Annotated in this window: 9 protein-coding genes; all 9 read right to left on the minus strand. The window is 49.5% G+C overall.

The annotated features are described in order from the left end of the window. The 9 genes from K331_RS0116210 to K331_RS0116250 all read right to left on the minus strand — a co-directional run bounded on the left by K331_RS0116210 (position 1) and on the right by K331_RS0116250 (position 14,842). On the minus strand, positions 1-1,848 hold the full coding sequence (locus K331_RS0116210) for a methyl-accepting chemotaxis protein (RefSeq protein WP_028591102.1): 1,848 nt from the start codon (positions 1,846-1,848) through the stop codon (positions 1-3). 497 nt (positions 1,849-2,345) lie between these two features. Next, a complete protein-coding gene (locus tag K331_RS0116215) occupies positions 2,346-3,761 on the minus strand; it encodes a deoxyguanosinetriphosphate triphosphohydrolase family protein (protein WP_028591103.1) in 1,416 nt (471 codons plus the stop codon). A gap of 91 nt (positions 3,762-3,852) precedes the next feature. Then, positions 3,853-4,749: a nickel transporter permease gene (gene nikC, locus K331_RS0116220; protein WP_018885075.1), complete on the minus strand. Its 897-nt coding sequence runs from the start codon at positions 4,747-4,749 to the stop codon at positions 3,853-3,855. Between the two features lie 19 nt (positions 4,750-4,768). Further along, complete coding sequence (locus K331_RS0116225) at positions 4,769-5,773, minus strand: ABC transporter permease (protein ID WP_028591104.1); 1,005 nt, start codon at positions 5,771-5,773, stop codon at positions 4,769-4,771. Positions 5,774-5,884: 111 nt separating this feature from the next. Then, entirely contained in the window at positions 5,885-7,531 is a 1,647-nt protein-coding gene (locus K331_RS0116230) for an ABC transporter substrate-binding protein (RefSeq protein WP_028591105.1), read from the minus strand. An 884-nt stretch (positions 7,532-8,415) separates the two neighbouring features. Further along, the gene (locus K331_RS0116235; protein WP_028591106.1) at positions 8,416-11,715 is read right to left on the minus strand and encodes a hypothetical protein; all 3,300 of its coding nucleotides are present in this window, start codon (positions 11,713-11,715) and stop codon (positions 8,416-8,418) included. A gap of 8 nt (positions 11,716-11,723) precedes the next feature. Then, positions 11,724-13,076, minus strand: a complete 1,353-nt coding sequence (locus tag K331_RS0116240) for a GH1 family beta-glucosidase (RefSeq protein WP_028591107.1) — start codon at positions 13,074-13,076, stop codon at positions 11,724-11,726. A 54-nt stretch (positions 13,077-13,130) separates the two neighbouring features. Continuing rightward, a complete protein-coding gene (locus K331_RS0116245) occupies positions 13,131-13,949 on the minus strand; it encodes a carbohydrate ABC transporter permease (RefSeq protein ID WP_018885080.1) in 819 nt (272 codons plus the stop codon). Continuing rightward, the gene (locus tag K331_RS0116250) at positions 13,949-14,842 is read right to left on the minus strand and encodes a carbohydrate ABC transporter permease (protein WP_028591108.1); all 894 of its coding nucleotides are present in this window, start codon (positions 14,840-14,842) and stop codon (positions 13,949-13,951) included. The genes K331_RS0116245 and K331_RS0116250 overlap by 1 nt, the downstream gene beginning before the upstream one ends. Between the last annotated feature and the right edge of the window lie 24 nt (positions 14,843-14,866).

Below are 14,866 nucleotides of genomic sequence, written 5' to 3' on the forward strand. Positions count from 1 at the left end.
TCATCCTCCTAGGGTAAAGCGCGACACCGATTGCAGCAGCTTATCTGACATCTCCTTCAGCTCCAGAATACTGCCAGCCACGGTGTCCAGAGTTCCGCTTTGTTGCTGTACCGATGCCGTAACTTCTTGTGCTCCTGCCGCCGATTGCTCGGACACTGCCGAAATATTCTCGCTGTGTTCCTTCATTATCATACTGGACTGCTCCATCGCGTGCAGTCGCTCGCCAATTTCTGTAATGATATCTGCCATCTGCTCTACCGATAAAATGATCTCCTTGAACGCGTCTCCTGTAACGACCATCTGCCGATCGCCCTGATCTGTCTGTTCCACGCCGTCCTCCAGAAGCTTCACAATTGTACGGGAATCCTGCTGAATCCCAGCCGTCATATCCGTGATCTCGGCGACTGTGTCACTTACTGCTGCGGACAGTAGGCTTACTTCCTTTGCCACCACGGCAAATCCTCGTCCACTCTCACCAGCACGTGCTGCTTCTATTGTAGCATTCAATGCAAGCATGTTGGTCTGGCTGGCAATCTCACGAATGTTACCCACAAGCTTGGTAATACTTTGATTCTTATGATCCAGCTCCGTGACCCTACTCATTGCGTCCTTGACCAGACCTGCAATCGCGTGCATTTGCTGTCCCAGATTCTTCATCGCCAGCTGACCGTTCTCTCCTTGGCCCCTGACAAGCTGTGAGGTCTGCTGCAGCTCTTGTCCTTGACGTGCGTGCTTCACAATGTGCTCACTTAGCTCAGTTACCGTTCTGGCCGAATCCGCTGCTGTCTGGGCTTGATTTTCCGCCCCCTTCGCCAATTCCTCCATCGTCACCGAGATCTGTAGACTTCCAGCTCTGACCTCCTCAGCAGATACATTAAGCTCCCCGCTCCGCTGGTTCATCAGACTTGAAATATCCTGAATATTCGTCACCATTGCAACCAGATTATGCTTCATCGCATTCACAGCATGCACCAGCGTGCCGATCTCATCCTGATTGCGGACCTCAATATCCTGACCGCTCAAATCTCCCGCTGCGACTACCTTCACACCATGAGTTACATCCATCAGTGGCTTTACGATTTTGCGGAACATTTGTTGATTGGCAAAATAAGCTGCGGCTACCGCAATCAGAAGACAAATGACGGTAATCCAGAGTGCCAAGGTGAAGCTATTCTCAGCGCGGCTTACCTCTCCGCTCACCCGCTCCTTGTTCAGACTGATTAATTGATCCATATCCCTCTGCATAACATTAAAAGCATCCATACCCTTCTCGGCAACCTCCGAGGCCAGCTCCCCTTGCCCAGCCTGACTCAGCTTCAATGCCTGCGTATTCAGCTTGAGATACTGGTCCCATTTGCTCCGCAAGGACTCCAGATGCTCTAACTCAGTCGAATCTGTGGCAGTAGCCTTCAACACCTTCATGCTGTCAGCTACGGTACGAATCATTACCGCCCGTTCTTCCTCTATAAGCTCCCGCTCTGCTGGTGCACTCGTAGCAAAATGTCGAAAACTAAGTGTTAGGATATGTTCTGTAGCAAAATGGACATTGTTAATATGCTCAAGAGACGGCATGATCCGATTCACAATTCCGTCTGTGCTCTGCTGCATCTTCAGCGTCTGGTATAATGTCAGCGCTCCAAAGATCAGTAGGTAGACTACAAGCATGCCAAAGATGAGCCGAACGAAGCTTTTGATGCTGGCACGGGCATCCAGTCCCTTGTGCAAGCTGGACCACGGGATTGTACGTAGCTTGGAAGCCTGTTCTCTAAATCTATGCTTCCAGCTTCGTTGTTGGGGCGATCGAGCTTTTACAGTACGTTTCTCTCTCCATTTTTTTCCCTTTTCCATATCCTTCTGCCCACTCCTTCAATCGTCATCTTTCATAGTTATATAGACCTATATTGCTAGTGTCGGCAGTTTGCTACCTACTGTCAAGCTATGAGCGAAAAGTTAACACAAATTGGTGAAAGTTTAATAAACCCTTACATAAAATCAGGCATCATGCCCAATTTTGAACCCTTCTACAAGTATAAGAGCCTATATTATAAGGACCTCTGTGTCAGGGAACAATGACATTCCGCATGCACATTAGCATCTATCCCAAGCCATGAAATAGACATGGTTATACTCAGCTCAGCATCTATACTTTAAAGCAAACAGTTATAGCAAATAGTTCATAACTAAAAACGAAGAGCAGCACCCCCTAATACAGGAGAATGCTGCTCTGCTTCGCTTTAACGATTATGAGGATGAATGTGACCTAAATCTACTTGTAGTGAATCTACATGAAGATGACCAAATCAAGCATATCTGATCAACCAAATAGGCGGACCCATGAGATAAGATCAGTCCAGATCGTAGATAGACCCTACCTTCAGACCGTATAGCTCATTATAAATTTTCTCAGCAAAGGCGTCTGTCATTCCGGCAATATAGTCAATGACCATATGCTCCCAGGTCCAGATCGGATTCGGCTTGGCCTGATCGCGCTCATAGCGCTGAAGCCAGTCGCTCGGAATAATCGACTTCGAGGTCTCCGGATCTAGAAAAGCCTGCCATAAGCGCTTCAGCATCCATTCGCTTCGCTTCTGGAGACGCTGCACTCGCAGATCACGAATCATCGTCACCCATGCAAAGCTCTTCAAGACACTCACCGTGCGCAGCATATCCAGATCCTCTTTCCCTTCCTTCACGAAAGTAACCTTCTTCCAGTTGCCATCTTCGATGACACCAAGACTGCTTACGAACAAGCTTACCCAGTAAGCCTTGACCTCTCGTCTCGTCCGGGAATAGTCGTGCTCGCAGAGTGGCATTTTGCTAGTCCATACCTTGAGGAATTCCGACAACACCTGATCCACCTTCGGACCAATCTGCTCCTCCGTCCAGCCTTGCCAGAAGGCATCCTCCAGCGTCGTAATCTTCTCTACAATCAGCCGCTTGAGATACGGATCATAGAGAAAGTGTTCATGCACCTCAATCTTGCCAGCCTTGATGCCATCCTCCAGATCATGAGCCGAATAGGCGATATCATCGCAAAGGTCCATGAGCTGAGCCTCCAGCGTCTTCTTCCCATTCGGAATTTCCCAGTCGTTGCGAATAGCCTGAATATATTGCCACTCGTGCAGATACATCCCCTTCTTATTTACCGTTCCTGGGTACGGATATTTATTGACACCCAACAGGACTGCATCCGTCAGATTCAGGCCATCAATATTCTCACGCTTCTCCAGAAACATCATAAGCCGAAAGTTATGGGCATTGCCTTCAAAGTGCTCATACTTATGTCGCATGGCGACGCGTGCTTGCAGAGCTGGTTCGGATTGTGGCGGAAAGCCCTGTGACAGCGCCAGCTGCTCGGCTTTGGTATGCACCAGCTGATCCAGAATACCATCCAGCACCTCTTCTCCCTTATGTCCAAAAGGAGGATGCCCGAAGTCATGAGCAATGGAGGCACATTCGACGACCTCAGAGTCAATGATCAATCCAGGATTATCGGCCTGCTCCGCCAGCACCTCCGGGTAGGAGCGAATCAGACTGCGTGCAGCCTCTCTCGCAATCTGGGCAACCTCCAGAGAATGGGTAAGTCTTGTCCGATAATAATCGCCTGTTCCAGCGCCAAACACCTGCGACTTTCCTTGCAATCTTCGAAACGTCGGCGAATGGATCAGCCTGGAATAATCTCGTTCATATGCAGCTCGCGAAGCATCCACACGCAAATCCTCAGGATGCTGGCGATGTTCTCTTTTTGATTTCCATGTCATACGTTTCACTCCCAACCTATTGGAGTGATTATACACATTTTTAGGCTTTCCGAAAAGCGTGTAGCCACTACCTTGGCCAGACTTCCCTCTTCTATTTCATTTTAGGGTCAAGTACATCACGCAGCCCGTCACCCAGCAGGTTGAAGCCAAGGACAGTCAGCATGATGGCGAGGCCTGGGAAAAAGACGGTCCAAGGTGCCGTCTGAATGAACTGCCTGGAATCCGACAGCATTTTGCCCCATTCTGGGAGAGGCGGCTGAGCCCCCATGCCCAGAAAGCCAAGAGCAGCAGCCTCAATAATAGCTGTGCTAATACCCAGCGTACCCTGAACAATGATCGGTGTCAGGCTATTCGGAAGGATGTGTCTAATCAAGATTCGTGCATTGCTCCCCCCCATAGCCTTCGCCGCTGTAATGTACTCTTCGTTCTTCAGACTGAGCACCTTGGAGCGGACCAGTCGTCCGTAAGTCGGTACATTCACAATGGCAATGGCGTATAGGGCATTTTGTAAGGAAGGCCCCAAAATCGCGACAATTGCGATGGCCAGCAGGATGGCCGGGAAAGCTAGCAGGATATCAAACAAACGCGAAATGAGCATGTCCACCCATTTTCCAAAAAAGCCTGCCATGATTCCCAGTGCCGTGCCTACCACAATCGAACCAATCACAGACACGAAGCCTACCCACAGAGAAATTCTGGCCCCATAAATTGTGCGTGTCAGAATATCCCGACCCAGATCATCCGTCCCGAACCAATGCTCGGCTGATGGTGCCTGCAGACGGTTGGTCAACTCCTGCTCCTTATAGTCTCCTGGTGCGATCCATGGAGCTCCAAGCGCTATTATAATGAAGAAAATAATAACCAGCAGGCCAATTACCGCTGACTTGTTACGCTTGAAGGACCTCCATGCATCGCGCCATGGCCCGGATCGTGGTCTCGCTGGTACAACGACTCGCCGCTCCTGGGTATTCAACATCATTTCACTCATAACGTCCTCCTGCCTGTCTTTACTGGTAGCGAATCCGGCGGTCAATGAAAGCATACAGCAGGTCAACCACTAGATTAATTACAACGAACATAAAGGCAATAATCAGAATGCCACTCTGAATAACTGGATAATCTCGGGCACTGATGGCTTCATAGATATAGCGTCCGACACCTGGCCATGCAAAAATGGTCTCTGTCAGAACTGCGCCACCCAATAAGGAGCCCGTCTGGAGCCCTACGACTGTCAGCACGGGTATGGCCGCATTCTTCAAGGCATGTCGATATACGATATAAAATGGAGCGAGCCCCTTGGCACGTGCAGTGCGAATATAGTCGGAGCTCATCACCTCGACCATGCTGGAGCGAGTCATTCGGGCAATAACCGCCATCGGAATCGTACCAAGTGCAATACTTGGCAATATGAGATGCTTGATGACTACCCATAGCTGGTCCCAGCGACCTGCCAGCATGGCATCAATAACTGCCAGATTCGTCACCGACTCCACCGGATCACGCGGATTCATCCGCCCAATCGACGGTAGCCATTGCAGCTTGTTCGCAAATATCCACTGCTCCATCAGTCCCAGCCAGAATATTGGCATGGACACACCGACAAGAGCAATCACCATACAGGCGTAATCGAACCAGGAGTTCTGTCTCCATGCACTGATAATCCCGGCATTTACCCCGACGAATAAAGCAAAAAACATGCTCGCCGCCGTCAACTCCAGCGTTGCTGCAAGATAGGGTAGAATTTCCCGGGCAATGGGCTCTCGGGTCCGAATAGAGTCACCCAGATCGCCACGCATTAGCTCGCTAAGATAAGCTCCATATTGTTGAATCCAGGGCTTGTCGAGCCCAAGCTGATCTCGCAGTGCTTGCTTGGATTGCTCTGTGGCTTTATCTCCCAGAATCGTATCTGCAGGGTCCCCCGGAATGGCATGTATAATAGAAAATACAATGATCGTCATGCCAAAAAGTACTGGAATCAGTACAAGTATTCGTTTGAGTACGTAAGAATTCATGTCAGGTCACCATCCACTAGCTCAGACATGAACATGTCGGCGGCTGTCCCAATGCGGCATACACATGCCGCGGAACATACCGCCGAGGTTCACTTTGTCTGAGGTTATATCTTACTCAAAGTAAATGCTGGCATATGGCTCGGAGCCAGTTGGAGATGGGGTATAGCCTTTCAGATTGGATGAGGCTGCCATAAGTGGTGTCGTATGAACCAGCGGAATCCACGGGGCATCTTCCTTGATGATGACCTGTGACTGCTTGTATAGCTCGGCACGCTTGTCCTGATCGACTTCCTTCTGTGCCTCCACCAGAATGGTATGCAACTCTTCATTTACATAGAAGCTTCGGTTATTGCCTGGAATCGTATCTTTATCCAGCAGGGTGTAAATGAAATTGTCCGGGTCACCGTTATCCCCTGTCCAGCCCAGCATGTACAGATCATCCTTCTCTCCAGCCTTCAAGTCATCCAGATAAGTAGCCCACTCTGGGGATTGGATGCTGACCTTGACGCCGATCTTCTCCAGATCTGCCTGAATGGCCTCAGCAACCTTACGGCCATCTGGCATATAAGGACGGGATACCGGCATCGCATAGAAGATAAGTTCCTCGGCAATGCCATCAGGGTAGCCAGCCTCAGCCAACAATGCCTTCGCCTTCTCCGGGTCGTAGGCGTAATCCTGAATGTCATCGTTATAGCCCCAAAGGGTTGGTGGTAACGGATTCTTCGCCACCTGAGCGGAGCCACCAAAGAAGGCATCCACAATAGCTTGCTTATTGACAGCGTGGTTCAGAGCCTGACGTACTTTTTTATCATCAAACGGCTTCTTCTTCGTATTAAAACCAACATATCCTACATTAAAGGAAGGACGTTCGATCTTCTGCAGGTTCGCATTGCTCTCCAGTACAGTCAGATCATCCGCATTCAGATCCTCCATGATGTCGATCTCACCATTCTGCAAGGCATTGAAGCGAGCCGTATTGTCGGGAATGGAACGCACAATCACTTTGTTCAGCTTAGGCAAGCCTTCCTGCCAGTAATCCGGGTTCTTCTCCAGGGTAATGGAATCATTGCGCTTCCACTCCTTGAATACAAATGGCCCCGTCCCTACCGGCTCGCTCTTGAAATTGGTAGTCTTCTCCTTCACAGCCGTCGGACTGGCAATCCCGAAGCTGGACATGGCAATATTCTGCAAGAAAGGCGCCTGCGGCTGGTTCAGCGTGAATTGCACCGTATGCTCATCAACGGCTTTGACCTCCTTGATCACCCGGCTATCCTCACTACCGAACATGGAATCATAATAATCAAAGGAATCTCCCTCGAACTTGTATTCACTGGCTGGGTCACTCCAACGCTCGAAGTTAAAAACCACCGCCTCCGCATTGAAGTCGGTTCCATCATGGAATTTGACTCCCTGACGAAGCTTGAACGTGTACGTCAGACCGTCTTCAGCCACTTCCCAGCTCTCGGCAAGAGAAGGCTGGACTTTTGTGGAACCCGGCTCGTAGGACAGCAACGTATCATATACCTGCTGTGCAATTTTCAAAGATTCTCCGTCTGTAACTATACCGGGATCAAGTGCTACTGAATCTCCACCCCGTCCGAAAATCAATGTATCCTGTACTGTCGCATCCTGTTCAGGTGCCGGCTCATTGCCCGGCTCAGGTGCTGCCTCATTGGAGCCTCCACCGCAACCGGAAATACCCACCATAACCGCCAATACAAGAATCAGTACACCACTCCACCATCTTCTCTTCAACATTGAATAACCCCTTTCAGCAGCATTTATATAATGAATGGATGTAACACAAAATAAACGTCACTAAAATTACATAATATATATTAAATAACATATATTCACTGTTAATACGACAACAAAAGACGGCATACGTCAAAATGACGCAGACATCCAGTGGATCTTAAATGTAGAGACACATTCGATTAGTGGATTAAAAGGTAACGGACTAGAATGGACTAGAGTTTACTAGAATAACTAGAATTATTAGAATTATTAGAGTTGACTAGAATTTGATTAGAATTCGATTTACTGAACCTGGAAGTTGGATAGCATACACTGCAATATGATCATATATAATTGCATTCCTCGGCGGACATATGCTGTAGGTCTAGTAGAGTTGGCTTGCATACTGGATGACTTACTGTAGGTGAGATCTAAGCTAGTGGAAGAAAAACAGAACATGGATGTCTTGGCATGGTGTTAACGCGGTGAAAGATCACTCTTGATGTACGGGGTTTCTTGTGTATGTAAATCCTGTCGTGGTATGGAGCATTGCACTGCTATACGTCAAGTAAAATAACATACAGAACAGTTGAAAAGAGGTGATTAATGGTAACTTTACAATAGAACAGAAGAATAGACAAGTCTTTTTTACATTTATTCGTAATTGGAATTAAGTTAGCTTATTTATGGTGTTAAGTATAATGACAAGATAAAATTTCCTTATAAAATAAAAAAAGGATGACCTCCACCCTCATTCACACCATGCTTTGCTTAAGCTCATGGTTTTCCGATCGGTAGAAGGACACCCTCAGCAACATTCCAGTGTATCCGTTATCTCTATTACAGCTATGATGCCATCATATTTGTGCATTTGTGCATTTGCAAGTTTTACACTATATACACAGCTACAAATATACGTTCATGCGAGCGATTCGACGCTCCCTTACATCGTATGCCTCTGGCTCCTCAAGAACAGCCCCTTGAATTGCTTTACTGCTGCCGTCCTTGTAAATTAACTCGTAGCTAGTAGCCAGCGTGTTCTGCGAAAAAGTATCCCGCCGATTCGCTCGAATGTACGTCACTTCACAGCTTCCCAGTAGGCGGAATGACAGCGTTCCCTCTGAGTCAAAAAGCCAGGCAGGCAGCCTCGGCACAAGCCGGAAGGTCAGCTTACCCTGCTCATATCGGAACGGCTTCTCTCCCATCATCATATGCAGCCACATATGAAGGAATTCTGCAGTAGAGCCACTGAGCCTTGCAATGAATCCTGTGCCATGCAGACCCTCGTCCGGATTCGCACTGCTGGCAATGAAGGAGCTATTCTCCAGCGTACTTCGTCCATAGACTGCTGCATCCATGAACGGGGGCAACGTGCGCTGCAGATCTGCAAAGAATTCATCATACAACCCGTTACGCAGACACTCCAACAGATATTTGAATTCCATATGCATGAATATGGACTCGTTCTCCAGCCAGCCCGGTGTAAATGCACGAGAACGACCTAGCTCGAACGGCTGCCCATCCAGACTTTCATTTACCTTATACATCCCTAACGCTTCATCATACAGTCCACTGCTACGGATATTGCGGTGCAGCTCCTGCGGCGAGATTGGCGTCCCTTTCACCTTCAATGCCCGAACAGGTCCCTCCAGAAAATGTGGAAGATCATGTCGCTTGAACGCCTTGATCTCAATCTGGCTGTGTCCATCTTTATTTGTACTGACCTCATACTGACTAGCTTCATAGTAAAAGTACGTAGGATACAGGCCTTCACCGATGTCCAGCGCTCTCTTCATCCCCTCGTGCAGCTTACCCTCAGCCTTGGTCAGAATACGTTGGATACGAGCCAGCTCCAGCTCCTCCTCCGCCCCATCAAAGCCCCAACGAACAGCCCATCGGTAAGCCTCTCTAGCCTCCGACACCGTAGCCCAGAAGGTATGATCCCGCTCATGTCCATGCTGTGACTGTTCGTACGCTCCAAGAGCATAGTCCACTCTACCCACGAGCTGAACCATCTCGACCGGCAGTCGAACCATGCTATCCTGTGGCAATTGCTGAAGTGCGTTCAGCAGGAACTGGATCATACGCTGCAGCTCGCACAGCTCTCCGAATCCAGAGGCCATAAGCCCTGGCAGCCCATTCATCGAATCATTCCAGCCCGGCTTACCAGCCTCCATCTCAATGCCTAGACCCTCGGGGTCAAGCGTTGCCAGCTTGATCATCGCGAGCGAGAACAGCTTCTCTAGCAGATTGGATAGATAGATTTCTCCCTTGCCCTGCTGTGTACGAACCCAGCTCGCATCCCGCTCACGAGCATGGAGCTGTGCCTCCTTCTCCTTGCTTTCCAGCACGGCCCCATACTGACGAATTCGTCCATCATCGAGCTGTACATATTTATGCTGACGTGGCTGTACCCAAGCAGGACTGTCATAATAACGGTATTCCCTGGTCAGGAGCAATGTCGTCAAGCGATCAGGGTAGACGCCTAGATAGCTTTCGATCAGGTCCAGATTATATGTCCAGTGATCTGTCCAGTAGCCTTCGCCAAAATCCGCCTCGAAGCTCTGTTCCGAGCAGCCCAGCACCCTTATTACGAGCTCTGGAGGATCTACCATCAGAGCTTTCTTGAACCGCTCACTCCAATCGACAAGCTCCCCCGGTGTATAGTGACCTGAAAGGAGTGCACGAAAGGACTCATGCGCTTCAGGGCCAACCAACTGGAGCAACTCCTCATCCATGGCACGAAGCCGGAAGCTGCAGCCTTTTACTACAAGTGGATTGTAGCCATCAGGCTGAATGAAGCTCATGAACATGCGGATGTTGAAATCCTCAATCTCCGGGTGGAACCATACATCATTACGGCGGTTCTGATTGGCATCCCGAAAGTTCCCATTGCCTTGTGAATACGTTCTTGCCTGAAGCTTGAAGAAGTTATAATCTCGCTCCAGGTCCCCATGCTTGCGTGAGTACACATGATAGACAAGGGGCTTCTCCGTGCCATTATCCAGCAACAGCGGATAACCACCTCGCAGCAGATTATCCAGATAGCTCTGGCGGCAATATTCATCAAAGAGCGGCACCGCAGAACGGGTCCCCATATCGTCGGTCAAAGCATGGGCCAACTGCTCCGCTTCCCGCTCCTTCCGCTGGATATAATTCATCGTGGCCAATTCATTAAGCCGTCCTGTAATGTCCTCAATGCGCTGAACATGACCGATGACCATACAGTGGCGAACTGTCGCCCCTGCAGCCAGTTCAACGGCATACCCGCTGAAGGCACAGGGAACCTTGTTGGTGGTTATCTGTGGCTGGTTCAGCAGCTCCCGAATGGAAGTACGAAGAAATCCCTCTGGCATGGTCAGAGCCGTATTGCTGCCAAATATTAGACCGGGATCTACCAATGGTTGGAGTAGCTGTTCGTGCCCATTTTGCTCCATAAAGCTATACATAAAATGACCTGCTTCAATCCTGTGAACCTCGCTCGTATCCGCTGTACTGCCGCGCAGCTTGTAGAACGGAACCTGGTTATCCAGTCCCTCGACATCCATCCAGCTCTTCAGGGTGTAGCCTAGCTCTTTGTACGCCGCATTCTCAATCCCGAATGGCAGGACAGCAGGCATTCCGTCCAGTACCTCCAGCTCCAAGGCTGCATCACTGACATTCCGTAGCTCCACCTGCCGCACAAGGGCAGCATGCTTCTCGCCAGGTAAAGTATAGTATCGCACCTGCACTTGAAGTCCTGTATCCGTATCTGAACTCACCAGTTCCAGCTGATTAAGTGAGATTCGCATCTGCTGCTGTTCTTGCTCCTGGATGTTCATGGTCGAGAAAATCTCACAGTAGCCCCATTCACAGGAAGCACCTGAAGCGTACCTATTACTCTGCTCTGAAGAGGATGTTGGATCAGCCGTGGCTTGTGCAGGATCCATGCGCTGCAAGGCAGGTCTATGCTTCACGAACGTGCGAAAGCCATGCAAAGGCACGAGGCTGTAGCTGCGATCCGCTGGAAAGAACTCCATAATAGCACCATTCTTGTCCTCAACCCCGAAGCTCGCAACCCCCTGTCCGCGATTCACATAATACGTCCACATCGGGATGCCATGAATACCCGCAATGCCAGGCAGGAAGCTGGAGAACGGCTTTGCCTGCTGATATTGGTCAATGACGAACCGGCCTTCATGATCAAAATAATATTTCACGGTCATACGTCACCTCACTGCTCCAGCGCGTTGGCGGCAATGACCCGGCTCATCCAATACGCACTTTTCTTTGGAGTACGCTGCTGTGTGCCGTAATCGACATAGATAATGCCAAAACGCTTGCTATAACCGAACGCCCACTCAAAGTTATCGAGGAAGGACCACACGTAGTACCCCTTCAGTTGCCCACCCTCCTGTATAAAACGGTGACAGGCAGCCAGGTGATCATGAATATACTGCTGCCGCCCCATGTCCTCAACTACGCCTTCTACAAGCTCATCCTTCATGGCGGCACCATTTTCGGTAATGAAGATCGGTAGCCCATTGGTATAATTCTGCTCCACATGCTTTAACAATTTGTATAGGGATTCCGGATGAATCTCCCACCCCAGATCTGTGACCGGCTCAGTAAATTTGATCTGCTCCAGCTGTAACAGACTGTCATTGGTGGCTGCCTTGACCACACAACGCGCATAGTAATTGATCCCCAGGAAATCGCCCGGCTGGTGAATCTTCTCCAGATCCCCTTCCTGCACAAAATCCATCCCACGTACATGCTCTCCATACCATGTGATCATATCCTCTGGATATTTTCCGTGAAAGACTGGCTCAGCGAACCAACGATTCAGGAACCCATCCCGCCGAGCAGCTGCTGCAACATCCTCATCGGATGCGGACGCTGCATCTACATGCTCCATATTGAGCGTAATTCCAATCTGACCCGATAATCCCTTTTGCCGATGCAAATCCATCGCAATACCATGGCAGAGCAACAGATGATGAGCAGCTGCGAACGCCTCATACCAGTTCTGATGTCCCGGCGCATGCTCTCCAGTCCCATATCCAAGAATCGACGCGCAATAAGGCTCATTAATAGTATTCCACCAGCTTATACGCGGTCCGAAGCGATCCATCAACGTAGCTGCATAAAGCCGGAAATGCTCCAGTACCCCGCGATGGGTCCAGCCACCCATATCCTGTAGCCATTGCGGAAGGTCCCAATGGAACAGTGTAAGCATAGGGGTGAGTCCAGCTTGCTCCACCTCATCCAGCAACCGGCTATAGAACGCCATCCCTTCTTCATTGACAACGCCAGGTGCAGGGATAATGCGCGGCCAGGCAACCGAGAAACGATAATACTGGAAGCCTAGTTGCTTCATCAAAGCAATATCCTCCTGATAGCGGTGATAGTGGTCACACGCAATGTCACCGTGATCCCCATTTACCACCTTGCCAGGAATGCGGCAGAACGTATCCCACACAGAAGGCACGCGCCCCCCTTCAGCGGCGGCTCCTTCAATCTGGAATGAAGAGGTTGATGTCCCCCATATAAAGTCATTTGGAAAAACCAAAGCATGATTACCCATCGCACTAACCCTTCCTTTCCTTGCCTATAGCATAATTACTTCCTCCTGGTACACTCAGGACTTCACAGCCCCGGCCATTGCTCCACCCACAATAAAGCGCTGCAGCAGCACATAGAGCACTACCAGCGGCAACGTCACAATCAGAATCCCACATGCCAGCAGCGGCCAGTTATTCATGTATTGTCCATAGAAGGTGAACAAGCCCTTGGTGACAGGCTGATAGGACGGGTCTGACAGATAGATCGTCGGTCCGATAATGTCATTCCATACACCGATAGCCGTCAGGATCACACCCGTAGCCAGAATTGGCTTCATTAGAGGTATGAGGATCGTGAACAAATAACGTGTATAGCCACAGCCGTCCATGGCAGCCGCCTCATCCAGCTCCCGGGACACGGACTTGATGTATCCTGTGAACATGAGGAAGGCAATCCCTGTCCCCGTTGTCTTCAGTAAAATAAAGCCGATCTGTGTATTGTACAGACCAAGACTGTTAATCAGCGAGAATTGCGGAATCAGAGGATTCGGCAAATACATCGAGATCAAGAAAAACACATAGATCAGACTGCTGAATCTAACATATCTGCGTGCCAGTGGAAATGCCGCAAAGACGGACAGCATTAGTGTGAGCACAGTCGATACTCCGGTGTACAGCACACTGTTCCACATATACTGCGAGAAATTCCCACGTTCCCACGCTTCAGTGAAGTTCTCCATGCGCATCCCTTCAGCCAGTGCCACAGGATTAAGCAAGTATTCGCTTTGCGTCTTCATGGAGACGTTGAACAGATAGAATAGAGGGAAAATGTACAATGCCAGCATGATCAATACGATGACATAACTGACAGTACGTGTGACCTTGCTCTCCTTCATTACATTTCCACCTCTCTTCTACGCAGATAATACAGAGCCACCATCGAAATAACGAATACAAACAGGAATTGAATCATGGCAACCGCAGATGCCAGACCATAATCCGAGGTACCCGTGCCGAACGCCGTCGCATAGACATCAAAGGCAAGGGTCGTCGTATTGAACTTGCCTCCGGTCAGGACGTAGATAATATCGAACGTCTGCAGCGCACCAATGATGGACAGCAGCATATTCACCGTGAACGCTGGAGCAATCATCGGGAACGTAATGTTCTTGAACGCCTTCCAGCCTGATGCTCCGTCCATATAGCCTGCCTCATACAGATCCGATGGAATGGATTGCAGCCCGGCCAGGAAGATGGTCATGGAATAGCCCATATACATCCAGATTTGCACGAAAATAATCAGCTCAAAGGCAACATTGTAGTCTCCGAAGAAATTCGAGCTCGTTCCAAAAAAGTTCAATATCGACTGCGCAGGTCCGCCGAGCGGATTGGCAACGAGCTGCCAGATCAGGCCAGATACCGTAACACCTAGCACGACTGGAAGAAAGAATACTGCCCGGTAGAACGTATCTCCTCTGAGCTTTTTGTTAATGAGGATCGCCATGAACAGACCTACGGCATTCTGAATCACTACTACGGCGAACGCAAAATAGAGCGACCGCCCGATCGCGGCAATCCGATCCCCTGAATTAGAGGAACTGAAGAAGGTCCGATAATTCTCAAGGCCGACAAAGCTCCAAGTTTGTCCCCTTACACCCGTGGCATCCGTGAAGGAGAACAACACGGTTACCAGTGAAGGACCGAAGCCAAACAAAGCATATAGCAGCAGTGGAATGCCCAGATACAGATACGGGACAAGCCGTGCTTTTCCTTTTCCGAAAGGATACATCGTTCTCACACCCTTCATTTCGTT

This window comes from Paenibacillus massiliensis subsp. panacisoli DSM 21345 (assembly GCF_000426545.1).
GTDB lineage: Bacteria > Bacillota > Bacilli > Paenibacillales > Paenibacillaceae > Paenibacillus > Paenibacillus panacisoli.

Excerpts from the sequence above, each read along its gene's own strand:
- K331_RS0116245 (WP_018885080.1), bottom strand. The coding sequence starts at position 13,949 with ATGAAGGAGAGCAAGGTCACACGTACTGTCAGTTATGTCATCGTATTG.
- K331_RS0116225 (WP_028591104.1), bottom strand. The coding sequence starts at position 5,773 with ATGAATTCTTACGTACTCAAACGAATACTTGTACTGATTCCAGTACTT.
- K331_RS0116230 (WP_028591105.1), bottom strand. The coding sequence starts at position 7,531 with ATGTTGAAGAGAAGATGGTGGAGTGGTGTACTGATTCTTGTATTGGCG.
- K331_RS0116235 (WP_028591106.1), bottom strand. The coding sequence starts at position 11,715 with ATGACCGTGAAATATTATTTTGATCATGAAGGCCGGTTCGTCATTGAC.
- K331_RS0116240 (WP_028591107.1), bottom strand. The coding sequence starts at position 13,076 with ATGGGTAATCATGCTTTGGTTTTTCCAAATGACTTTATATGGGGGACA.
- nikC (WP_018885075.1), bottom strand. The coding sequence starts at position 4,749 with ATGAGTGAAATGATGTTGAATACCCAGGAGCGGCGAGTCGTTGTACCA.
- K331_RS0116215 (WP_028591103.1), bottom strand. The coding sequence starts at position 3,761 with ATGACATGGAAATCAAAAAGAGAACATCGCCAGCATCCTGAGGATTTG.
- K331_RS0116210 (WP_028591102.1), bottom strand. The coding sequence starts at position 1,848 with ATGGAAAAGGGAAAAAAATGGAGAGAGAAACGTACTGTAAAAGCTCGA.
- K331_RS0116250 (WP_028591108.1), bottom strand. The coding sequence starts at position 14,842 with ATGTATCCTTTCGGAAAAGGAAAAGCACGGCTTGTCCCGTATCTGTAT.